The sequence below is a fragment of the Soehngenia sp. genome (genome assembly GCF_055108775.1).
Genome location: NZ_JBSQIL010000022.1, coordinates 1 through 24,493 on the forward strand (window position 1 = coordinate 1; position 24,493 = coordinate 24,493).

A 24,493-nucleotide genomic window follows, 5' to 3' on the forward strand; every position below is an offset into this window, starting at 1 on the left:
GAAATGATATTTATATAAGTATAATGAGCCAGTATACACCGCTTGAAAATGCGAAGAAATTTCCTGAAATATATAGAAAGTTAAGAGAAGATGAATATGAAGAAGTAGTAGACTATGCGATTTCTATTGGAGTTGAAAATGGTTTCACTCAAGAGAGTGAAAGTGCAGAAGAAAGTTTTATTCCACCATTCAATTATGAGGGAGTGTAAACTCCCTCTATATATGCATTCTTTTTTTCAGCTCATATAGAATGTTTTTTCCTTCAAATATAAGTATTGCTGATAATGATATAATACTTATAGTTGCAGAAATAATCGATGGGTATATGATTTCTACTAGATTTAATACTATGAAAATAATAGGGATTATACCAAAGAAAATGTCTATCAAAATATAAGTGATAAAATCATTTATGCTCAATTTCATAACCAATGCTAAAATATACATTACAAGCATAGCTAATATACAAATGATTGGGAAGACAAATTCAATTGACCAACCTCTAAAACCTGTGTAAAAATCCCAAAGAATACTTAATATTGTTATGATAAGAACTTGCCAAATTATTTTTTTAGGTAAATGGGTTTTTTTTCTAATAAGAAAGAATAAATCCAACCATACACTTATTATGCCAAAAAAAACTAATAAAGGCCAATTAATTCGTGTGGGAAATATATAGTATAATGCAAAACTCATAATTATAGTTACTACACTTATAAACCCCATTATCTTAAGAGCAAGATTTCTCTTAAATATTGATGGGATTTTAGGGAATATTTGTTCATTGTCTTCAGAGATTATTTCTAATTTATTTCCACATAATGGACAAATCTCTCTATCTTCAGGGATATATACTTTACAGTATTCACAGTATTTCATATTATTCCTCCGTTAAAAATTAGAAATAATTTCTACATCTATACCATTTTCACTTAAGAAAGTGAAGAAAGTTCTTTGAATGTCAGTTTCTTCAAAGGGAGATATAAAGCAAATAACCATTTTATCTCTATATGAGCAGCTAACTACTTGTGGCCTTCTAGCACTTACACAGATACTAAATTTATTTACATATGGTTCAAATTCTTGAGGTAATTCTATTTTTCCAACATTGGAGAAAGATGTAGTAATCCCTCTATCAGCAAATTTATTCGCAAATCTAAGAACTAAATCTTTCAAAGGCAATGGGACTATTCTTGTTAATGGGTTTTTCTCAATAGAGATTAATCTATTCAAATGAGCACTTAAGTTCTCTTTAGTTAGCTCTGATTTAAAACTTTCCCTTACAGAACTTGTTATTTTTTCTATGTCATCATCACCTGTTGGATAATATATGATATTCATAGTGCTAAAAAAGTTTCTTGCAGTATAAGATTTGAAATATTGCCTTAAATTTATAGGAACTGACACAGAAATAGGATTTTTTTTGTATTTACTTGGCATATATTCTACAATTGAATATATCAACAAAGATGTTAAAAATACTGTTACGGTAGAATTATATTTATGTGCAAGGTCAACTATCTTTTTAGTTGATACTGTGCCTTCAATCAATTTAGTTATATTCTCTTCTGTGTAAGTTCCTTTTATTTGGTATGCTTTTTTTACCTTTGTGCCAGTATCTACAATTGATTTATCTTTATTATAATATTTCGAAAAACTATCATCCATCATTTGGCTAATAGCTGCCTTATGGCGTAATTTTAAGTTTTTATCTTTGAATTCTTCTGAGTATTTTTTATTCAAGTAAAGGTGAACTATAGTTTCCATAAACCATACGACACCAGCTCCATCTGTAAGAGCGTGAAAGGCCTCTAAATTTATTCTTTTATTATAGTAAGTTATCCTGTAGAGTAGATTTCTTTTTTCTTTATCATATAAAGGAGCGCATAATGGAGTAGACTCTATTTCAACTGTAGGTTTGAGATTAGAATATTCAAAGTAATACCAAAAAACACCTCTTCTTAGTACATAATTAAAAACAGGGAAATACAAAACAGCCTCATCGATAGCTTTTTGAAGGATGTCTTTATCAACATAATCAAACAATTCAACGGAAATTCTAAAAACTTTGGTGTCTCTATTTGTATAAGTCGCTGGGAAAATTTTCGAAGCATTGTCTAATCTTATCCAGTTCTGATATTTATTTTTTTCTTCTTTCATATAAATCACCTATAATAGATTATCGATAAACTTTGAAATTATTGAATAAGTTTCTTTGATTGTATTATTTTCAATAGGGCTATTTAAGTAGCCATGTACAGCATCTTTTACTCTGAAAATATAAACTTTATTTCCGAATGATTCGAGTCTTTTGCCGTATTCTTCACCTTCATCTCTTAGTGGGTCATACTCTGCAGTTATGATTAAAGTTTCGGGCTGGTTGGATAAGTCTTTAGCAAGAATTGGAGCCACATAAGGACTTTCTCTATCCTTTGGATTTGGAACGTACAATTCCATATAATCTTGTATTCTTTTCGATGTTAATATGTAATTTTCACCAAATTCAACAACAGATTTAAAAGGCGAATTTTCACTATGATCATAATTAGTTGCTGGATATATTAAAATTTGTTTTTTAGGTACAATTTCTCCTCTATCTCGCAATAGCAGCGAAACACACGCAGCTAAATTACCACCTGCACTATCACCTATCAGATAGATATCATCTTCGTTGCAAGATAATAAATGCAAATGGTCAAAAAGATATTTTGTAGCATGATAACAATCTTCCAATCCATTTGGGAAAGGATATTCAGGAGCTAATCTATAGTCTATTGAAATGACCCTTCTATTTGTTTCATTAGCTAAACGTGAGCAAAGGTTGGTATATGAATCAATATCACCAGTAACCCATCCACCTCCGTGAAAGAATAACAACACTTTATTATCTTTTAAATTTTCTGGCATAAAAACTCTTGCTGGTATTTCTTTGCCATTATAATAAATTGTCTCATCTAATTTTTTGTAAACAGGAGTAATTGGAGGGTTAACGACCTTTTGAATCATTCTATATGATTTATAGTATTTTTTTACATTAATATTTACCTTTGATACAATATTAAGGGTAAGTTTTTTCAGTGGTTTCATAATAGCTCCTAACTATAATTATTAAATTTAATTTTATCACAGTTAAATAAAATTGGACACAAATTTATATATACAAAACTATATAAAGTAGTATAATATTTTTAGATACACGAAATACATATGAGGTGAATAATGAAAACTAATGAAAAAACAGAGTTAATACTTAAGGGTAGTATTTACAAGGCATTGCTATATTTATCAATTCCTATCATGATAAATAACTTAATTCAAACCTTATACAATTTAATAGATGGTATATGGGTTAGCAGAATATCATCAGTTCATTTTGCAGCAACTGCATTTGTTTGGCCTGTTATTTTTTTATTCATTTCAATAGGTATAGGGCTATCGATTGCAGGAACATCTATTATTTCCCAATTAATAGGCGCAGATAAAATCAAAGAAGCTAATGAACATGCCACTCAACTTATTGTTCTTACGGTATTATGTGCTATTATTTTTACTGTGATAGGATATATTACAACCCCTTACATAGTTAAGCTAATGGGTGCAACTGGAGACCTAGCTGAATATAGCATTGTATATTTGAGAATAACTTTCTTAGATATGTTATTTATGTTTTTATTTTTTAATTATTCATCCATAATGAATTCTCAAGGAAACACTATACACCCAACGGTTTTCAGTGGGATTTCAGCAATTTTAAACTCAATATTAGATCCTATATTTATTTTTACTCTTAACTTGGGAATAGCTGGTGCTGCGTATGCAACTTTAGTTTCAAAGATATTATTAGCAGTCGTCTCTTTTATTCATCTATATAAAGGAAATTCTATGATAAAGCCTAATTTTAAAGGATTTAAATTTAATAAAGAGATAATTAAAAGTATAGTTAGAGTTGGGCTACCTACTTCAATTGGCCAATCTGGAGCAGCATTTGGATTTATTGTTTTAAATATGTTTATTGGATCATATGGAACTGCAACTTTAGCTGCATATGCAATGGTAAATAGAATTATATCTTTGATTTCTCAACCTGCTATGGGGTTAGGGTCAGCTCTCACTGCTATAGTTGGGCAGAACATCGGAGCAAAAAAAGAAGAAAGAGTAAAAGAAGCCTTTAATAAGTCAACTTTATTAACAACATTAATTGGATTTATAGGCTGTTTTTTACTGTTAATATTTGATTATGAAATTATAAGTTTATTTATGCAGTCTAAAGATGATCCATCTGTAATAGAATTGTCTGTTAACTATTTGAGATATATATCATGGTCGATGCCATTGATGGGTATTTTTTCAGTTTTACAAGGTTTATTTCAAGGGTCTGGAAAAACTAAGTATTCAATGACAATGGAGATTGGAAGATTATGGTTTGTAAGACTTCCTATGATTTTGATTTTCAAAAATTTCACAACTTGGGGAGCATCTGGGATATGGTTTTCAATGAGCTTTAGCAATTTGATAGTTTGTTTATATGGATTTTACATTTATTCAAAGGGATCGTGGAAGAAAAGTGTTATCAATTTGCAGTCTCTTTAATTTTAAAAAAGTTATAAGGATAAATTATCCTTATAACTTTTCCCCGCATGATTTGCAGTAAGTAGAATCTTCATCATTTAAAGTTCCACAGCTTCTACATTTTATTTTTACGATTTCTTTCTTTACTTCACTCTTGTCAATATTTTCCAATACATCATCAATTACACCACCCATTGCTTTACTATAAGGTTTGATATCTTTCCTGGCTTTTTCAGGGTCCAAAATAATACCAGAGCCAGCTAACCCTTTTGCGCCAACGGATCTGATGAATTGTCCGAAAATTATCAAAATAATCCCTAAAAATGAAATCATCGGGTTAAAATTAAAAGCATTGCCTGTAAAAACTATGATAAATCGACTTAAAAATAGGATAAAACCGATGATTGTTATGAATATGCCAGCATAGTATAAAAATTTTCTGCTTTGAGGAATTTTGTCAGACATTTTATCATCTTCTTTCTTTTAAAGTATTATCTATAGAATAATTATAACATAAATGTATGAATCGGAGTTATTGACTAATATTTTTAATTGGTATAGAATTGTATTGAAATATAATCTTATTAAGAAAGGAGTTGTAAAAATGGAGAGAAAAGAAGATTTTAAACCTTATATTCCTGCAGAGAGAATCATGCCTGAATTCTCGGTCGTTTCTATTTTATTGGGAATTTTTCTATGTATTGTTTTTGGAGCGGCTAATGCATATATAGGGTTGCGTGTAGGTATGACAGTTAGTGCATCAATTCCAGCAGCGGTATTATCAATGGGTATAATTAGAGGAATCATGAAAAGGGATTCAATCCTAGAAAACAACATGGTTCAAACAATAGGTTCTGCTGGAGAATCTTTAGCAGCAGGTGCAATATTTACTATGCCAGCTTTGTTTCTATGGGCTGATGAGTTAGGAATGGCTGCACCATCGATTTTAAGAATTTCTGCAATTTCTTTAGCAGGTGGTTTACTAGGAGTTTTCTTTATGATTCCACTAAGAAAAGCTCTTATAGTAAATGAACATGGAGTTTTACCATATCCAGAAGGAACTGCATGTGCTGAGGTATTGATTGCAGGGGAGACTGGTGGAAATAAAGCTAAAACAGTTTTCCAAGGATTAGGGATAGGATCATTATTCAAATTTATTACAGATGGAATAAAATTATTTCCATCAGAGATAGAATGGGCTATTCCAGGATTTAGAGGAGCTGCGATAGGTATGGACACATTGCCAGCTCTACTGGGAGTAGGATTTATAGTTGGACCTCAGATAGCGGCTTTCATGTTAGCAGGAGCTGTATTAGGATGGCTTGTAATTATTCCATTAATTTCTCATCTAGGACAATTTGTTCCTGAAATTATTTATCCAGCGACGGCTCCTTTACAAGAGCTTGTACTTAGCGAAGGTGGCTACTGGTCAGTATGGAACAATTACATCAGATACATTGGAGCAGGTGCAGTTGCATTTGGTGGAATCTTAAGTTTAATCAAGTCATTGCCTCTAATAGTCAGAACTTTTAAAGATGCTTTAGGCAATTTAAAAAGCACAGCAGGCCAACAGCAAACAACTTTAAGAACAGAAGAAGATATGTCTTTGAAAATTGTAATTATAGGAATTTTAGCTATTGTTATATTAATAGGCATTACTGATATTATACCAGTTGGCATAATAGGCGCTTTAGTTATAGTTGTTTTTGGTTTCTTCTTTGCGACAGTATCATCTAGATTAGTAGGAATAATTGGAAGCAGCAATAACCCAGTATCAGGGATGACTATTGCAACACTTTTAATCACCTCAATCATATTTAAAGCAACTGGATTTGTTGGAGAAGCTGGAATGATTGGGGCTATTTCTGTTGGTTCTGTAATTTGCATTATCGCTGCTATGGCAGGAGATATGTCACAGGATTTAAAAACTGGATTTTTAGTAGGAGCTACTCCTAAGAAACAACAGATGGGGGAAATGATTGGAGCAGTAGTATCAGCTTTAGTTATTGGATATATTTTATTGTTATTAAATAAAGCATGGGGATTTGGAACACCTGAATTGCCAGCTCCACAAGCAACCATGATGAAAATGGTTGTTGAAGGAGTAATGGGAGGACAGCTTCCTTGGCCATTAGTATTTATAGGTGTTGGAATAGGTATAGTAGTTGAACTTTTAGGGATTCAAATTCTTCCATTTGCGGTTGGTTTATATTTGCCAATCCATTTAAGTACACCTATTATGTTAGGTGGAATTATTAGAGGCTTGTTAGAGAAGAGACATAAAGAAGATAAGGAATTAGACAATAAAGTAGAATCTGGTATATTGTTCTCTTCAGGATTGATAGCAGGAGAAGGAGTAATAGGAATATTGTTGGCAGTATTTGCAATAATACCTCTATCAAGTGAGATTAGCTTAGGAGAAAAAATTGCTATTGGAAATAATGTTCTTGGACAATGGGGCTCATTGATTCTGTTCTTAGGGTTAGCTTATATCTTGGTAAGAAAATCATTCTATGCTAAGAAGGAAAATTAATTGATGTGTAATTATGAGAAATAAAAGTAAAACTAATGAAAACTATTTGGACTATATTCCTAAAAAATCTTCTAAAATAAGCACTAAATACAAAGAAGAAGGAACAATTCAATTAATTGTGCCTAGGGATTCGATTCTTGAAAGAGCTGTTAGAAAAATATTTTTTACTCCTGATTCATATAAAATTGATTTGGATGAATTTGGGTCTTTTATATGGGAAAATATCGATGGAGAAAAAACAGTTTATCAAATTGCTGAATTATTGAAGAATGAATTTGGAGATAGAGCTGAACCTTTATATGACAGATTAATTAAATTTATGGTGATTTTAGAAAACAACAAATTTATTTCAATTTCCAATAAAGACCGCAAATCATGATTTGCGGTCTTTATTGATATTATTAATTGAAGGGGATGGTTAGAGTAGAAAAATCAAAGAATTATTTTTTGATAGCAATTATTGTTGCTTGTTTTTCTCAAATTTATTTAAGTTTTTTTCAATTAGATTTTAGAGTTTCAGCAGGAATCATAGCTTATTCTGTTTCGATGTACTATTTTGAGGATATAAGACCTATACCAATGGGGATAATATCATCAATTTTTATATATTTGAGTAGAATATTTGCAGATGCTTTATTTAACGGCAATCTATTATTACATAACATTTCTTTTGAGATAGAGATTTTATTTTATTTATCATATGCTATTTTTTATCACATTTTTATCTATAAAAAAAATAATAAAGATTTGAACTATATATTTATAATTTTAACTTTAGCCGATTTTGTTTCTAACAATTTAGAGTTAATAGTAAGAGGCTATATATATTCTACAAAATTCAATTTAGGTATGCTGTCAACAGTTTTTTTAGTAGCTGTTTTGAGATCTCTGATAGTATGGGTTGTCTTATATTTTTTGAAACAGTATAAACTTCTATTGATTAAAGAAGAACACGAAAAACGTTATAGGAAACTGCTTTGGATAATGTCTCAGTTGAAAACAGAGACATATTGGATGGAGAAAAATATGGAAAACATTGAAAATTTGATGGTTGACTCATATAGGTTGTATGAAATGATAAGTTCAAATGAGAAAAGAGAAATATGGGAGGAATTTTCTCTAAATATATCAAGAAATATCCATGAAATAAAAAAAGAAAACGCACTCGCAATAAGAGGAATATTAGAAGTTACAGAAAGAGAATTAGAAAATGAAGAAATGAAATTATCAGAATTAACTACAATTTTATATCAGACATTAATAAAAGAAGCCAACCGTATCGGGAAAGATATAAACATATTTGTAGAAATTGAAGATGATTTTAGCACTAAAAAGCATTATTATTTAATGTCTGTTCTAAGGAACCTAATAGTAAATAGCATTGAGGCTATTCCGAAAGATAGTAGGGGAGAAATACATCTAAGCCATAGGAGGCATGACGATAAGGATGTTTTTATTGTAAAGGATAATGGAATTGGAATAAAAGCTAGTGAAATCAATGAAATATTTAATCCAGGCTACTCAACTAAAATAAATTATGAAACAGGCGAAATAAGTAGAGGATTAGGATTGGCTATAGTGAAAAAAATAGTAGAGGAAGAATTGAAAGGAGAAATTCACGTAAACTCAGACATACAATATGGTACTGAAATTTCGATAGCAATAAAAAGGAAAGAATTGGAGGTGTGAAAAATCAAGATATTTATTGTAGAAGATGATATAAATGTGATTAAAATATTAGAAAGAATAATGGAGGATAAAGACCTAGGAGATGTAGTAGGTTATACAACAGACGGTATAGATGCAGTAAATAAGATAACAGCAAATCAACCAGATATAGTTTTAATTGATCTATTGCTCCCTAATAAAGATGGGATAAACATAGTTAAAGAGTTTCAAAAAGAAGTTTTTAAACCAATTTTTGTTATGATTTCTCAAGTAAGCTCAAAAGATATGATAGCAAAAGCGTATGAAGCAGGAATTGAATTTTTCATTCATAAACCAATCAACGCTATAGAAGTTGAAAATATAATAAGAAAAGTAAATGAAAAAATAGACATGCAAAAAAAGCTTAACACTATTAAAAACATGTTTTCTTCTAACGATACTTATCATAAATCATTAGAAGAAAAGAAAAAAGAAAAAGCTACTTTAATATTGCAAAAAATTGGTATATTAGGACAAAAGGGGAGCCAGGACATTTTAAATATTGTGATGATTTTGTTAGAGAATAAGATGTATAATAATGATTTTACATTAAAAGAAGTATTAAAAGAGTACAACCTAAATTCAAGAACAGTTGAACAGAGAATGAGAAGAGCCGCTAATGCTGGGTTGAGAAACATAGCTAATTTAGGATTAGAGGATAATCTAAATGAGACATACTTAGAATTTTCAAATAGTTTATATAGTTTTGAACAAGTTAAATTGGAGATGGATTATTTAAGAGGGAAAAGCACAAAAAGAGGCAAAGTAAATCTAAAAAAATTTCTTGAATCAATTTGCTTATATATAGGCGAAGAATGAATAATTATTAGAAAATTCAATAATAATGATGAGTTTTTTTGTAGCAAATTGAAACTTTAAGAAACCAGCAACTTATAATATAATAAAGTTTTTATATTATGGAGGTGCTGGTTTTGGGACAACTAATGGAAATCGTTAACATGATAAGCAAGATTCTCTGGGATTATATACTTATTTTTGGTTTGATGGGCATTGGAATTTATATGACAATTAAATTAAGATTCCCACAATTTTCGAGACTAATTCCATCTCTTAAAAAAATGTTTTTAGGTTTAGGAAAAAGTCAAAAAACAGATGATGGGAAAATGACACCATTTCAGGCTTTATCAACTGCTGTTGCAGCTCAGGTAGGCACAGGAAATATTGTTGGAGTTGCTACAGCAATTGCTGCAGGAGGACCAGGAGCAGCTTTTTGGATGTTATTAGCTGCTTTTTTTGGTATGGCAACTATATTTAGTGAAGCAGTTTTGGCTCAGAAATACAGGGAAGAAAAAGAAGGAGAATTGGTGGGAGGTCCTGCATATTATATCAAAAATGGATTGAAGTCAAACATCATTGCAAAATTTTTTGCTATTATTGCAGCCATAGGACTCGGTATAGTTGGCGTAATGGTTCAGTCAAATTCAATTGCAGGAGCTGTTAATAGTGCTTTTGGAGTACCTATTATCATCATTACCATTGTATTAGCATTTTTGGTCTTGAAAATTTTGATTGGTGGGATGGGAAGCATTGCAAAGTTTTCCGAGAAAGTTGTTCCTATAATGGCATTAATGTATATTTTTGGGAGTATAATAATAATATTATTTAATATTAGTAATTTAATACCAACTATTAAGAGTATATTTATTGGAGCTTTTACTCCTCAAGCAATCGGAGGGGGAGCTCTTGGGATAACAATACAACATACTATAAGATTTGGTCTTGCTAGGGGATTATTCTCAAATGAAGCTGGTCTTGGATCAACTCCTCATTCACATGCAGTTGCAGAAACAAATCATCCGGCAGAACAAGGATTTGTAGCAATGATAGGCGTTTTTATATCGACTTTTGTTATATGCCTATCCACTGTCATGGTAAATATTACTACTGGGGCTTATGACCCTACGATAAATGCATCAATAATGACAGAAAGTGCGACTATAATGACTCAAAATAGTTTTAGCTCTGTATTTGGGAATGTTGGAGCAATGTTTTTAGCTGTTTGTTTGTCATTTTTTTCGCTGACAACTATAATAGGATGGTATTTCTTTGCCGAAGCTAACATAAAATTTTTATTTAATTCAAACAAATTAACTTTGACTATCTTTAAGATTTTTTCTGTTTTAGCATTGTCAATCGGAACATTTGTAAATCCAACTATGATTTGGCAGTTAGTTGATTTGTTTACTGGAATGATGGCATTGCCAAATATAATTGCTTTGTTTATTTTGTCTAAAGAAGTTAAAGAAATACTTATTGATTATGACAGATGTAAAGAAAAAGGATATATTCATTGGGAATATGCACATCAAAATTTAAGCAAAAAAGATGTTAAAAGGAATAAAATTAAAAGTGGTCTTAGTACTACAATAATAAAATGATGCCATATTTACTAGTTTAAAATAAGGATTTTAGATTGTTTTTATTTATGATATACTATTTTAAAATAGGATATTAAATAGGAGCAATTAAAATGAAAGAAATTGGTAAGTTGCTAAAAATCGGGGATAAAATATTGATTGTATTAATAATTGTATTATCAATATCTTGGATTATGTATATTCCAGTTTTATCAGATAACTTAAATGATAAAGTTGCTGTTGTTAAAATAAAAGATGAAGTTATATTTAAGTATCAAATAAATGATGATGTAGATGAAGTTGTGCCTTTTGAATTTGAAGTAAAAGGGAAAAAGTATACCGGGTATTTAGAAATCCAAAATGGAGCTGTCAGGTTACAAAGGCTACCAGAAGAAATCGTCCCACGTGGCATCCACAATGATATGGGCTGGATAAGGAGTGAATATGAAATAATTGTGGCACTGCCGATTAGCATGACTGTAACAATAGAGAGCAACCAAAGTGATAATCAAGAAATTGATTATATAGTTCAATAGTATAATTTTATTAGGGCAAACACAATTAGATGCAGTGGATAGGCTATATAGAATAGCAGCTGCATCTTTTTATTATTTAAACCGAGTTTGTTATTGTAGAAATATATAGGGATCAGACTAAAAAGGGCATAATTTTGAAGGTACGCACTTGTTAAAACATTAATTAAAAAGATTACTACACCAGATAGAATAAAATTTATTGGCTTATTGTAATTCCTTGTAAAATAAAATGCAAGTATATATATAATTCCTATAAAACTATAGTCAACAAATAGCAATGAAGATATTAAAAATGAAAAAATAATTATAATTGGAATATATTGAGTTTTTTCTTCAGAATATTTATTAATTAAGTGCAAAGTCATCAAACCTATAAAAAGTGTAAAGAAAATATTTTGATGCATTGGATTTATTTGACCATAAAATGCAAAATCAAAAGGCAATTCGGATACAATTGCAAAAATAAACAATCTTTTTGCATATTTTTTAACATCAGAAGTATGAAGAAAACCTTGAACCAGTAAAAAACAATATATTGGAAAGGCAATTCTTCCAATAATTCTAAAAAGAATTACATCAGGTGCGAAAATAGCACCAAAATGGTCTATTATCATTGTTGTTAAAGCAATAAGTTTTAAAAGAAAATTAGTCATATGCCCCTCCTTGTTTTAATAACATTATAACACAAAATAAAAAAACAGTTGTTAAAGATATGGTAGACCTTAACATAAATTTACTTTGTTGTAATATAGCTAAGATAAAATTGTTTAGAATGATAATATTTATTTGAAAAAGAAATAATTAGTTTATTTGAATATATTAAAAAAGCATTATAAAAGCTTGAATAGTGTGAGTAAATAAATTTTCACTGGGTAAAATAATTATAGTATAATAGGAGGTGTTGTTATGTTATATTTTGCATATGCTAGTAATTTAAGCAAAAAATACATGGCTAGTCGTTGCCCAAATGCATTGCCACTTAAAAAAGTAGTACTAAAAAATTACAAATTAACTTTCAATGAGTTAGCAGATATTATACCTCAAGAAGGCGAAGAGGTAGTCGGTGCATTATATCTTATATCAAAACAAGAATTGGAAAAGTTAGATATTTTAGAGGGATATCCAGATCTTTACGATAGAATAACAGTTGAATTAGAAGATGAATTTGGGAATAAGTATGAAGCTTTGGCATATACTATGGTTGAAAAGAACCTGCAAGCACCACCTGATACTTATTATAATATTTTAGTCGATGGATATAAAGATTGGGGCATAGAAATAGAAAGATTAGAAAAAGCAAAGAATTTTGAGTAACGGAGGCTAATATGATAAAGGACTTGAAAGATAGAAAAGTAATGATTCACAGCACATCTTTTGTTGCAGAAAGTGCGGATGTTATAGGAGATGTTATAATCGGGGAAAACAGCAGTATTTGGTATGGGGCAGTTGTAAGAGGAGATATAGAACGAATAGAAATTGGTAATTATACAAACATTCAAGATAATTCTGTTGTACACACAGAGACCAATATTCCAACTAAGATTGGAGATTATTGTGTGATTGGACACAATGCTATAATTCATGGATGCACCATTGGAAACAATACATTGATAGGGATGGGTGCAATAGTACTAAATAGAGCAGTAATTGGGAATAATTGTATAATTGGGGCAGGAACAATCGTAACTGAAGGTAAGATTATACCAGATAATTCTATGGTAATTGGCATTCCTGGGAAGATAGTGAGAAATGTAACAGATGAAGAGATGGATTCTATAAAGAAAAATGCAATTAGATATAATGAATTGTATAAAAAACATATAGACTAATTAATTTTTATCTGCTATATTCTTTATGAATGGTAGACGATTAATAACGGAGGGAACAGAATGGACTATATGGAAAAATATAGAATGTGGATTGAAGATCCATATTTCGATGAACAGACTAAATTGGAATTGAAAAACTTAAATGATGAGAAAGAAATTGAGGACAGATTTTTTAAAGATCTTGAATTTGGAACTGCTGGATTAAGAGGTAAAATTGGTGCAGGTACAAATAGAATGAACGTTTATACAGTGTCACTAGCTACCCAAGGATTGGCGGCGACTATTAGCAAAAGAGGAGAGCAAGCAAAAAAAAGAGGCGTTGCTATTGCTTATGATGTTCGCATGTTTTCAGACAAGTTTGCAGAAATTGCAGCAAGAGTATTAGCGGCAAATGGGATTAAAGTATTCCTTTTTGATGACATAAGGCCTACACCTATGCTTTCATATACTATAAGGAAACTTGGAACAATATCGGGTATTGTTATAACTGCTAGTCATAATCCAAAAGATTACAATGGTTATAAAGTTTATTGGGAAGAGGGTTCACAAATATTGGATGAAATTGCAGATGAAATATTATCAGAAATCTCTGCAATTGGACATTATAAGAACGTAAAGATGATGGATTTTGATGAAGCCATAGAAAAAGGTCTTATTGAAATATTAGGTAAAGAAATAGATGACCAGTACACTAGAGAGATATTAAATATGGCTATAAATGATGAAGGAATAGATAAGGATATAAAAATAGTTTATACTCCTTTAAACGGTACAGGAAATAAACCAGTAAGAAGAGTTCTTAAGGAGAGAGGATTTACTCAGGTAATAGTGGTTCCTGAACAAGAAAACCCTGATCCAACTTTTGCGACAGTAGGTTATCCAAATCCAGAAGATACTAAAGCATTTAAATATGCAAGAGAATTGGGGCTTAAAGAAAAAGCAGACTTATTATTAGCAACAGACCCAGATTCAGATAGAGTAGCTGTAGGTGTATTAAATGAAGATGGAGATTATACTTACCTTAACGGTAATCAAACGGGAGCTTTATTAGTAAATTATATAATTACTCAAAGACATAAAAAGCAAGATCTTCCCCAAAATGCAGCTATAGTAAAAAGCATTGTAACTGGAGATTTAGGAAAAGCCGTAGCTAGTAAGTATGGAGTGGCAACTTTTGAAACTTTAACAGGATTTAAAAATATATGTGCAAAAGCTAATGAATGGGATGTTACTGGTGAATACAGTTTTATATTTGGATATGAAGAAAGTATTGGATATGTATATTTAGATTTAGTACGAGATAAAGATGCAATTGTCTCATCTATGTTGATTGCTGAAATGGCTGGTTATTATAAAAACATAGGAAAGACTTTGCTTGATGTATTGGAAGATATGTATCATGAATATGGTTATTATTCTGAGAAACAAATATCAATTGTTCTAGAGGGAATAGAAGGACAATATAGGATTAAGAGAATGATGGATGATATCAGACATCAACCTATTATGTCAATTGGTGAGATGATGCTAAAAGAAACTATAGATTATTTAAGAGATGAGACTGACGCAGGAAAATCAAATGTATTAAGGTACTTTTTGGATGATGGATCTTGGTATGCTGTTAGACCTTCAGGTACAGAACCTAAAATTAAATTATATATTTATACAATAGGAAAATCTAAAGAAGAAGCTTTAGAAAAAATCAATTTGATTGAGAAAGTTGTATTGCATAGAATGGAATCTGTTAAGTAAATTATATCTCATAGTTAAAAATCTAATGCAAAACTAAGCTTAAATTAAAAATTTTAAATTAATTATTTAGAGCTAACAAATTAAAGTTTGTTAGCTCTAAATTTTTATATTCATTTCTTACATAATTTAATACATAGAACATAAAAAATTTCTTTTGATAATATCAAAAATTTATCATTTTACTCTATACTGTTGTATTAAAAATATTAGAGTGTTATAATACTTAGTGTGTCTAAATACATATTAAGTGAGGCGAATTAATTTGTTTGACATCATAAACAAAAATCACAAGAGAACTGAGATATTAAATATTGCTACTCCAGTATTTATAGAACTATTATTGGGAACATTATTTGGAATGGTAGACATGATGATGTTAGGGCATTATGGTAGTCATGCGGTATCAACTTCTTCTATTGCTGCAGTTGGTATAACAAATCAACTAATATTTATTGGCCTTTCATTAGTTCAAGCTCTTAATATAGGAGCAACAGCAATGGTTGCCAGATATGTTGGAGCAAAAAAAGAAGGAAAAGTTGAATTAGTACTAAAACACATAATCATATTAACTCAATTGATTATAGTATTGCCAATATTGATATTGGGTCTTGGTTTTACTGAAGAGTTAATGCATTTTTTTGGAGCAAAACCAGATGCTATTGCAATAGGTAGAGATTATTTTAGAATCGCAACATTAGGCTTTGCTTTTCAAAGTTTTAATTTTTCAATATTTGCAACTCTTCGTGGTGCTGGGGATACAAAAACTCCTATGAAAATAAATATAAGAGTTAATTTATTGAATGTAGCAGGTAATGCTATTTTGATTTATGGACTTTTTGGAATAAAACCACTTGGTATAACTGGAGCAGGAATATCAACTGCATTATCCCAAATAGTAGCATTAATTTTTATAATCATGCATTTAAAAAAATCTAATGGGGCTGTTAAACTTAGAACTAACAAGAAATTTAGATTTGACAAAGATATCATTTATAATTTAGTTAAAATAGGATTACCAGCATCACTTGAGCAGATTGCATTTAGGCTGGGAGTAGTGATGTTTGTAAAAATAGTTGCTTCATTAGGAACTGTTGCTTATGCTACTCATCAAATATGTTTAAATATTTTGAATTTATCATTTACCCCAGGACAAGCATTTGGAATGGCTGCTTCTACATTAACTGGTAGAAGTCTAGGATCAGAACAACAAGATGAGGCAGAAGAGTACATAAAGGAATGTCAAAAAATAGGGGTTGTAATATCATTATTTATGACTATTTTATTCTTTTTCTTTGGCAGATACATTGCTATGCTATATTCAGACGATCCTGCTGTTTTAAATGAAGCTGCGAAAATAATGAGATTGATGGCTTTTGTTATGCCATTTCAGTGCTCACAACTTATACTTTCAGGAGGATTAAGAGGTGCTGGAGATACTGTTTGGACATTGATTTCTACATTTATTGGTGTATTAGGTATCAGAATATTGATAGCTTATTATCTAGTTTTAGTATTAGAAATTGGATTAATAGGCGCATGGATAGCGGTGTTTATTGATCAATTTGTAAGATGGATTGTTATAACTCTTAGATTTAGAACTAATAATTGGAAATACATAGCCTTAAGGTAATAACAAATCCCTTTTGATGTTTTCGGCAAAATTTTTAGCGATATCTTTTATATTAGGGATTTTATTTATATATCCTGGGTCATTTGCAGTTAACTCTAATGAAAAATATGGTGGTAACTCAAAGGTTTTATTCATATTCAAACTGCTTATCAATTGTTTAGAAAGTGCATCTGACCCAGAATATCCAGAAACGATAACACCATAAATTCTTTTATCATAAAACTTTGTCTTTCTAAATAATGCAGTTAATCTGTTTATTGTAGCTACAATGTTTGCAGGTAACATGTCATTATAATTAGGGCACAAGAAAACTATTGTTGAAGAATCGATGATAGATGGATAAACTTCTTCGACAACAATTCCACCATAGTAGCATTTTGATTGTTTTCCAAAATATTTACAAGTTTTGTAATTGCAACCTCTACAATCTAAAATTTTACCATTTCCTAGATTTATGTCTTTTACAAAAAAACCATCTAGATTTTCTTTTACCATTTCCCATAACATTAAAGTGTTAGAGGTTTCTTTATTAGAGGAGTGGATTGCTGTTATATTTTTGTTTTTGTAAAAATATTGCTCGGAAAAAAGTTTTCTACCAAGTTCTTTTGATTTCATAAATAGTATTTCGTCTAAGGACAAATTATATATTTTCTGTAAAGCTATAAAATTATCTAAATTGTCATTAGCCTCTACTATTGGTCTTCCAGGGAATCTACAACCAAGCCTATTCATCAAATAAACAACTTGTTGAGCATAAGTTTTTGTAAAATTATTATAATTACTGTGTATTAAAATACTAGCCTTTGAATTCAGAAGGGAATCATAGCCTATTAATGTTAATTTTTCTAATATAAGGTTTAACTTTTCATTTGTTCCAATTGCATTTAATTCAATTGCTAGTAGAATATTTTTATTTCTTAGGTCTGTAAAATTTGACAGTTCATTTATTTCATATATTTCTATTTCTTCTACTGCATTTTCTATCATTTTAGAAAGCATCGTACTAGGGGTTGATGGAATTAATAGAATATTTTTACTCATATTATACTCCTTAAATCATCAAATGATTTCTCTATTCTTTTTCTCAATTTAAAATCTAGGTCATTTTGTTCTACTTCAATACCAGAGTCTGTTAATCTTATTTTACTTCCAAAATAAGCATCTTTCATATAAGTTGAACCATAGAAGTAATCACCATTGATCGTGCTTAGTATTGATAATGCACCTGATGAAAGACTAGGGCCAACATAAGGTTTAAATCCTAGCTCTCTGACTTCAACATTTGCTCTAACGCATTTTTCAGTTAAAATTTTAGATTTTACATCATCATAATTATAAATACTATCTGCTACAATCAAACCACTCCCATGGGGACCAAATACTCGACCTTCTTTCTTGTAGTGCATAAGAGATGGATCTTTTTCTGAATAATAAATAGCTCTAGCATTCATAACACCTAAGCCATATCCGATTATTTGATTAGCAGCTAGACCTTTAAAATCATAAAAACCATTATCAGTTTTGTTGCTTTCAAGGAAGGCAACTTTGCATAATAATTCAACAGGATCGCTAACAACTGCAAACAAACCCTTAAAATTTGTTTTTCTAGCTAATTTAGCATAATTAGACATAATTTTACTGTTTTCTTCAAATTGGATCATTCTATAATCATCAAGTTTTTCTCCAACACTTGGGATACCCTTTGATGCACAGAATACAAACATATCACATTGGAATAATTCATCTTCTGAAAGAACTTTTATCTTTGGAAACTTGTCTTCGTTAAAAGGTATTCTGACTTGTTTTAATTCCTTTTCCCATCTCATCAATCTATTCGGATTTCTATCATAAATTCCTAACTCTATATTTTTACCTAGCAACAACAGACCTATTAGCAATGTACTTCCTACATCACCTAATGCCATTACATTGATTTTCCATACACTTGGTAATGAAGTCAATTCATCCTTCCATGTTGGATAGTTTAAATTTATTGATTTAACTTTTTTTTCATCAATTAATTTCTTTAAAAGTGGATGTAAGTCGAAATCTAAACTATCATTTTTATACAACATAGTTACTGATTCATTTTTTGATTTTAACTGATTATAGTTATTTATACAAAAAGCACGCCTTGAATTTAGTGGATCATCGGAATTTATGAAATAAACTATTTCGTCGGTTGAATTAAAAAAAAGTGTTTCATCAATCTCTTCAAATTCTTCATATTTATCAAATGAAAATATTTTTTTGCCATTATACATATAATAATTCATCATTTTCCTCCTTAGAATCAAAAGGTAATTTTAGTCTTTTTAAGTAGTATAGGTCTTCTTTAATAAAATCTGTTGGTTTCATTAAATTTTTAGAATAATTATTTTGATCGATATCTGGAATTCTTGGAGTAAATAGAACTTCCCCTAATGAATTTATATTCAAAGTTTTTTCGTTTATTTCTTGGTATACTTTTTCAATTTCAGAAAATATTGACATTGTATTTTCTAGACATATTTTTGATAATTCATATGTGTTTTTTATTGAAGTCCCTTTAATATAACTAGGATATGCATATGGGAGCAATAAATTAATGCTAGTAAGTAAATTTGTATTTCCTTGCTCTGTTTCTATCATATCGCCACCTAAAAATGGATACTGTGCACTTTCATTAAACCATAATCTCAGGTTAGGTATAAAATAAGCGCTATCAACCTCTAAATCCATTAATTCTGCAATCTCTTTACCTCTTCCAGAGAGGATACCAACTAGCAACTTCGAAATACTTACATTTTGTTCCTTAAGGCTTGGAACAACGATCTTTAATCTGTATCCATTGTGCAATATATCATCTACTAATATTACCGGTTTATCGAAAGATTTTATCACCTTACATTGTTCCTTTAGTGGTAAATAGTTTGGGAAATTTCTAATTGTAAAACTCCCTAGATCTTTTGTGAACTGTTTTTCAGTATGGAGTGTTTTAGTTACTGTATTAGGAACGAGTTTTTTATTTAAAATAATACCAAAAGGTACACACATTTTTTTGCCAAGTATTTTTTTATTAGTATCTACAATTGGAACATCATTTTCATCACATATCTTTTGTATTAACTTCGAATAAATCATATCTTTTGAGAAAGTTATGACTAGATTTCCTGGATAAAGTTCAGATATAGATTTTTTTAATATTTTTCTAGAGGAATTAATTGTCTCTAAAATTCTTGGATCTGAACTATATGGGGATTTCAACATATATTCTAAATCTAGATTTAAGCTTATAGGGTTATTCATGTCTACTAAAAAAATTGGACTGTTGTTTTTACTAAATTTTGTTTTTTCGAAACCTTGTAGCATTACATGTTCTTGTGCTAATATATTATCTCCAATTATTAAATCGTTATAATAAATGCAACTGTTGTAATCTCTATTTATAGATATCGACAAAGATTCGTTTAATATCATTTCCATATAGGAATCATTATTATCTTTAGCATATAAGCATGAAATGACTGCAGTTCTTCCACTTGCATTTTTTCTTATGAATTCAGTTATATTTTGATCACTGAATTCTTCAAATAGCCTAGAATGTCTAACCCAATAGAATATGGAGAATGCAAAAGGACTTAACTTGTTAGCATCAGTTAAAACAACTATTCTATAACTTGATTTTTCCCTAACTTTCAATAATTTAACTTCATCAATTTCATTTTTAAAATTTACCATTAGGAAATTAAATAGTTCTTCGTCTAACTCTCTGTAAACATTAACAGCTATTTTTTTTGTTTCTATCAATGACTTATATAATGGTTCTTTTATATATAATTTATAATTTTTTATATAATCTGCAGCCATAGGGTCTATTAGCTTTGAAATATCTCGATTTTGATCGATATAATCCCTAATCTTTGTAGAACTTATATCTTCATATTGGGTAGGTAATGACAATTCAACAATATCACCTTTTATTTTGGTTAATGCTTCTTGTAGATTTACCTCCTCGAAAGAAGGCAAAGCTCTAGTTCTACGGTCAAAAACTAAATGTGAGAAACTAAGGATTTCCTCATTAACTTTATAAGCAGAAGCATTTAATATTACATCTGTACCCACAGCCAAATAAACATTTTTATTTTTGAAGATTTCCTTTAGTGTTATCAAATCATTTTTGTTACTCAAATTGATAGGTATTTCCGTTGGGAACAAATAAATTCCATCTTCTTTTGAAATGCTCATGTTAATTATATTTCTTCTAAACTGATGGGCCTCAGTCCTTTTAGACCAAGAAAACTCATCTACTGCCAAAAAAACTTCAAATCCAAGTTTTCTAATTTCTTTTGCAATTTGCCTGTGGCTTAGACTGAAAGGATCAAAAGCACCAGGGAAAAATGCTATTTTATTAAATGATTCAACAGTCAAGTCTATTTTATTAAATTCACATTCAAGTATATATTTATAGATTTTATTAAAAGATGCAGCATTACTATAGAATACATAATTGTTGTCAATTTTATCTTCTACTAGTGTTAGCAATTTTTTTGAATACTTTTTAAAAATTAAGCTCTTTTCATTAAATGGCATTTCTTTTGAGCTAAAGATTTGATTAGATATTACTGTAAAAGATTCAACTATTAATTCATCTTTATACGAGGAAAGAGGGATTAATAACAATCCAAAAAGCCTATAAAGTCTCTTTAAATTCAATTCTAAGTTCTCAGGAAACATCTTCCTGTAAATATGATAATTTTTAATTGAAATTCCCACCGTATTTAAAAGCAATATACATGTTTGTGGTTCGGAGGTTTTAATTTTTTCTTCAAGATCATCAATAATTTCATCTAATTCTTTAGGTCTTAAGTATAAAAATAATCTTCCTAAATAGTTAGGGATGAATTTTGTGAATTGATAGTTATCCATTTCCAATGCTCTTAGTAATTCTATTGCTACATCATTTCTTTGCTCCAAGGTTAACATCGGGAATATAGAAAGAAGTGTATGACCACTATAATTTCTTACCTTTTCAATAGCACTAACTTTTAACAAATTACAGAAGTGTATAGCTGTGTGCATTCCTGTTTCAACTGGTTTTTGTTTGACTTGATCATATAAGATATCTATATTAATTTTTTTATAAATCCAACCTGTTGCAGTTTTTAGATTTTCTAAAAAAATTTCAGATATATTTGTTTTATCTGGCTCAAAATTTTCTCGCAACAGATTTTTTAAATCTGTAGATATATCTAATTTTTCTGATAAAATATATTTTAGATAATTTTCTGCTGTAGAATAAGATTTATTTGTATTATCCTCAAGAAATGAGATTAAAAATTGTTTAAAAGAATCATTTGAAACATTATCAAATATTTCTAAGCACTTATCAAGTGTGCTTATTCTTATAGTTTCATATGCAGAGTTTAAGTTATTGGACAAATATTTTATGAAAATATCATACCTTGTTTTATCAAGTTTATTTATTGGTATGTAGCTAATAGTTTGTGTTAAATAAAACTGAGAAAGCACAGGAAGATTGTTACTATCAGAATAAAAACTACTTATTGAATCAAAATAAATAGAATAATAATTGTCTTTGCATTCTAAAAATATTGATTTTACTATGGTTTTTAAATTGTAAAGCCATTCATTCTGTGATTCAAGTATCTTATAATCTGGGAAGAGTAAATCATTCAAGAGATCAACAAAAATTTGATCGCTTTTTTTAAAATTAATTTCCACATCTACATTTGAAGGAAGTTCTTTTCTATACTCTTCATCGAAGTTTGAAATTATTTTCCCAATTATTTCAGAGGATTCTTTCCTTATATCTTCTTCTTTGTGCAACAGTAAATCTCTCAACAGTCTTAATGCAAATTCTTTTTGTTTTTGAGTTAAATATGTGGAATACTCTCTTAAAATCTGCAAATATATTCTAAGCCTTCTCCAATCCTCTTCACCTCTAGCTATTTCTAAGATTTCTAAAAACCGAGATTCGCTGATTAAATTAGACATAAGATAAATATTATTTTCAATTGCTTTATATTTGTAAGTTATAGGAATTTTTTCGCTTTCTAAAAGACTAGTGTATTGAGTATTTCTATGTCCTAGCACTCCAGTTAAAGTGGTGTCAATTCCCATGTAATTCAAAAAATCTTCAAAATCTTTTAATTTTGCATAAACTTTCTCATATCTTTTCTTTTTTTCCTCTGTCAAATTATCTAATTTATTTAATATAACATCAAAAGAATCCTCTAATTTGAGTATTTTCATGACTAGAAGATTATTATCTTTTACATTTTTGACTCTAAAATCTGAATAAATTAAAATCAAAGACTCCAATGGAAGTGTCTCCAGCTCTAAATCCCAAGTAGAGTGGTTTGAAGCTATATGACCAATTTTTTCTAATCCGTTTCTGTTAAACCAATATTGAGTGTAATAATAATGGAGATAAGGAACTCTTGACTCTTCTTTTTTACTTACACCATATTTACCAATATCATGACCTAAAGATGCAGCTAAAACTACATTCATATCAACTGGGAACCCTAGTTCATTAAGCTGAGATGATATGTGCATAGCTACATTTTTGACCCCTATAACATGTTCTAAAGTGTTTCTTTTATACAGGTACAAGTCTAATTGCATTAATTCATAGATATATGATGATAAAAAAGCATCTCTAAACTTGTAATAGTCATCAGTTTTGTCAAATTCAAAGTTTAAATAATCATCACCATTTATATATGAGAGTAAACCTAATGTTGTTTCATAAATTTCGATTAATTCCAGATCTAAATTATCAGATTTCTTGTGGGGGAAAGATTTAAATATAGCATATTCAAATAATTCCATAGCCCAATCATTTTGAGACTTATATTTTAATTTATTAAGATAAGGAGTTATTTCATTTAAGAATGAAGAAATATTGAATTCAGATTTTGATTTTAAATTTAATAGATTATTGATGATTTCATCCGGATATATTGTATTTATATCATTTGTTATCTTCATAGTAGAACCTCCTAGCAATTTCCTTAGCAGCAGGGGTATTAGCTATACCTCCTAGAGCAGTCTCTCTTAAAGCATCTGGTAATGATTTGCCAACTTTGTACATAGAATCTAATACTTCATCAAAAGGTATTAGACATTGTACTCCGGCTAAAGCCAAATCAGCAGAGATAAAAGCATTCACCACTCCAGAAGCATTTCTTAAAAAACAAGGATATTCAACCAAACCTGCCACTGGATCACAAATTAAACCCATAACATTTATCAACGCAAAACTTGCTGCATTGAAACTATCGTCTGGAGTACCACCAGCTAATTCAACAATGGCAGCTGCAGCCATAGAAGCAGCTACTCCACATTCCGCTTGGCAGCCCCCTTCAGCGCCAGACACTGTTGCATTTTTTGTGGCTAATTCTCCTATAGCTGCTGCAGTAAAAAGAGCTAATATGACATCATCATTAGAAGTATTAAATTTTGCTTGAGCGCTTAAAATGCTAGAAGGTAATATTCCAGAAGCACCAGCTGTAGGGGCAGCACATATAACACCCATTGAAGCGTTTACTTCG

The 24,493-nt window shown here is 29.8% G+C and carries 20 protein-coding genes and 1 pseudogene; 12 read left to right on the forward strand and 9 right to left on the reverse strand.

Features of this window, described 5'->3' with window-relative positions; genetic code table 11:
* Positions 1-209 (forward strand): annotated as a pseudogene (locus tag ACTB1H_RS04325) (radical SAM protein); the annotation flags it as partial.
* 7 nt (positions 210-216) lie between these two features.
* On the opposite strand, the gene ACTB1H_RS04330 reads toward ACTB1H_RS04325, so the two are convergent.
* Genes ACTB1H_RS04330 through ACTB1H_RS04340 form a run of 3 tightly spaced genes read right to left on the reverse strand, consistent with a single transcriptional unit; the run spans position 217 to position 3,087 of the window.
* Positions 217-879 carry a DUF6320 domain-containing protein gene (locus tag ACTB1H_RS04330; RefSeq protein WP_463261609.1) on the reverse strand — a complete coding sequence of 221 codons (663 nt, stop codon included), beginning with the start codon at positions 877-879 and terminating at the stop codon, positions 217-219.
* 12 nt (positions 880-891) lie between these two features.
* A complete protein-coding gene (locus ACTB1H_RS04335) occupies positions 892-2,160 on the reverse strand; it encodes a hypothetical protein (protein ID WP_463261610.1) in 1,269 nt (422 codons plus the stop codon).
* Positions 2,161-2,169: 9 nt separating this feature from the next.
* Positions 2,170-3,087: an alpha/beta hydrolase gene (locus ACTB1H_RS04340; protein WP_463261611.1), complete on the reverse strand. Its 918-nt coding sequence runs from the start codon at positions 3,085-3,087 to the stop codon at positions 2,170-2,172.
* A gap of 132 nt (positions 3,088-3,219) precedes the next feature.
* Between ACTB1H_RS04340 and ACTB1H_RS04345 the strand changes: the two genes are divergently transcribed.
* Positions 3,220-4,590, forward strand: a complete 1,371-nt coding sequence (locus ACTB1H_RS04345; RefSeq protein ID WP_463261612.1) for an MATE family efflux transporter — start codon at positions 3,220-3,222, stop codon at positions 4,588-4,590.
* A 30-nt stretch (positions 4,591-4,620) separates the two neighbouring features.
* On the opposite strand, the gene ACTB1H_RS04350 is transcribed toward ACTB1H_RS04345, so the two are convergent.
* Positions 4,621-5,034: a hypothetical protein gene (locus tag ACTB1H_RS04350; RefSeq protein WP_463261613.1), complete on the reverse strand. Its 414-nt coding sequence runs from the start codon at positions 5,032-5,034 to the stop codon at positions 4,621-4,623.
* A gap of 139 nt (positions 5,035-5,173) precedes the next feature.
* On the opposite strand from ACTB1H_RS04350, the gene ACTB1H_RS04355 reads away from it, so the two are divergent.
* The 6 genes from ACTB1H_RS04355 to ACTB1H_RS04380 all read left to right on the forward strand — a co-directional run bounded on the left by ACTB1H_RS04355 (position 5,174) and on the right by ACTB1H_RS04380 (position 11,723).
* A complete protein-coding gene (locus tag ACTB1H_RS04355) occupies positions 5,174-7,102 on the forward strand; it encodes an OPT family oligopeptide transporter (protein WP_463261614.1) in 1,929 nt (642 codons plus the stop codon).
* A gap of 13 nt (positions 7,103-7,115) precedes the next feature.
* Positions 7,116-7,481, forward strand: a complete 366-nt coding sequence (locus tag ACTB1H_RS04360; RefSeq protein ID WP_463261615.1) for a PqqD family protein — start codon at positions 7,116-7,118, stop codon at positions 7,479-7,481.
* Between the two features lie 35 nt (positions 7,482-7,516).
* Positions 7,517-8,791 (forward strand): ATP-binding protein, encoded by a 1,275-nt coding sequence (locus ACTB1H_RS04365; RefSeq protein ID WP_463261616.1) that lies wholly within the window; start codon positions 7,517-7,519, stop codon positions 8,789-8,791.
* A 15-nt stretch (positions 8,792-8,806) separates the two neighbouring features.
* Positions 8,807-9,628: a DNA-binding domain-containing protein gene (locus tag ACTB1H_RS04370; RefSeq protein WP_463261628.1), complete on the forward strand. Its 822-nt coding sequence runs from the start codon at positions 8,807-8,809 to the stop codon at positions 9,626-9,628.
* A 113-nt stretch (positions 9,629-9,741) separates the two neighbouring features.
* Complete coding sequence (locus ACTB1H_RS04375) at positions 9,742-11,208, forward strand: alanine/glycine:cation symporter family protein (protein WP_463261617.1); 1,467 nt, start codon at positions 9,742-9,744, stop codon at positions 11,206-11,208.
* A gap of 92 nt (positions 11,209-11,300) precedes the next feature.
* Positions 11,301-11,723, forward strand: a complete 423-nt coding sequence (locus tag ACTB1H_RS04380; protein ID WP_463261618.1) for a NusG domain II-containing protein — start codon at positions 11,301-11,303, stop codon at positions 11,721-11,723.
* Here the strand turns inward: ACTB1H_RS04380 and ACTB1H_RS04385 are convergent.
* Positions 11,717-12,376: a TraX family protein gene (locus tag ACTB1H_RS04385; RefSeq protein ID WP_463261619.1), complete on the reverse strand. Its 660-nt coding sequence runs from the start codon at positions 12,374-12,376 to the stop codon at positions 11,717-11,719. The genes ACTB1H_RS04380 and ACTB1H_RS04385 overlap by 7 nt on opposite strands.
* A 253-nt stretch (positions 12,377-12,629) precedes the next feature.
* Here ACTB1H_RS04385 and ACTB1H_RS04390 point away from each other — a divergent pair, with 253 nt between their 5' ends.
* From ACTB1H_RS04390 to ACTB1H_RS04405, 4 genes are all read left to right on the forward strand, one after another.
* Positions 12,630-13,037, forward strand: coding sequence for a gamma-glutamylcyclotransferase family protein (locus tag ACTB1H_RS04390; RefSeq protein WP_463261620.1), 408 nt, complete (start codon positions 12,630-12,632; stop codon positions 13,035-13,037).
* 11 nt (positions 13,038-13,048) lie between these two features.
* A complete protein-coding gene (locus ACTB1H_RS04395) occupies positions 13,049-13,552 on the forward strand; it encodes a gamma carbonic anhydrase family protein (protein WP_463261621.1) in 504 nt (167 codons plus the stop codon).
* Positions 13,553-13,612: 60 nt separating this feature from the next.
* A complete protein-coding gene (locus ACTB1H_RS04400; RefSeq protein ID WP_463261622.1) occupies positions 13,613-15,304 on the forward strand; it encodes a phospho-sugar mutase in 1,692 nt (563 codons plus the stop codon).
* 262 nt (positions 15,305-15,566) lie between these two features.
* Positions 15,567-16,934, forward strand: coding sequence for an MATE family efflux transporter (locus ACTB1H_RS04405; protein ID WP_463261623.1), 1,368 nt, complete (start codon positions 15,567-15,569; stop codon positions 16,932-16,934).
* Here ACTB1H_RS04405 and ACTB1H_RS04410 read toward each other — a convergent pair.
* From ACTB1H_RS04410 to sdaAA, 4 genes are all read right to left on the reverse strand, one after another.
* On the reverse strand, positions 16,926-17,975 hold the full coding sequence (locus tag ACTB1H_RS04410) for a flavodoxin family protein (RefSeq protein ID WP_463261624.1): 1,050 nt from the start codon (positions 17,973-17,975) through the stop codon (positions 16,926-16,928). The two genes, ACTB1H_RS04405 and ACTB1H_RS04410, sit on opposite strands and share 9 nt — an antisense overlap.
* The gene (locus ACTB1H_RS04415) at positions 17,972-19,210 is read right to left on the reverse strand and encodes a Rossmann-fold NAD(P)-binding domain-containing protein (RefSeq protein ID WP_463261625.1); all 1,239 of its coding nucleotides are present in this window, start codon (positions 19,208-19,210) and stop codon (positions 17,972-17,974) included. Before ACTB1H_RS04415 ends, ACTB1H_RS04410 begins: the two co-directional genes overlap by 4 nt.
* Positions 19,191-23,930 carry an HD domain-containing protein gene (locus tag ACTB1H_RS04420; RefSeq protein WP_463261626.1) on the reverse strand — a complete coding sequence of 1,580 codons (4,740 nt, stop codon included), beginning with the start codon at positions 23,928-23,930 and terminating at the stop codon, positions 19,191-19,193. Before ACTB1H_RS04420 ends, ACTB1H_RS04415 begins: the two co-directional genes overlap by 20 nt.
* Positions 23,914-24,493 (reverse strand): L-serine ammonia-lyase, iron-sulfur-dependent, subunit alpha (sdaAA, locus tag ACTB1H_RS04425; RefSeq protein ID WP_463261627.1); only part of this gene is annotated, 580 nt, incomplete at its 5' end. The genes ACTB1H_RS04420 and sdaAA, both read right to left, overlap by 17 nt.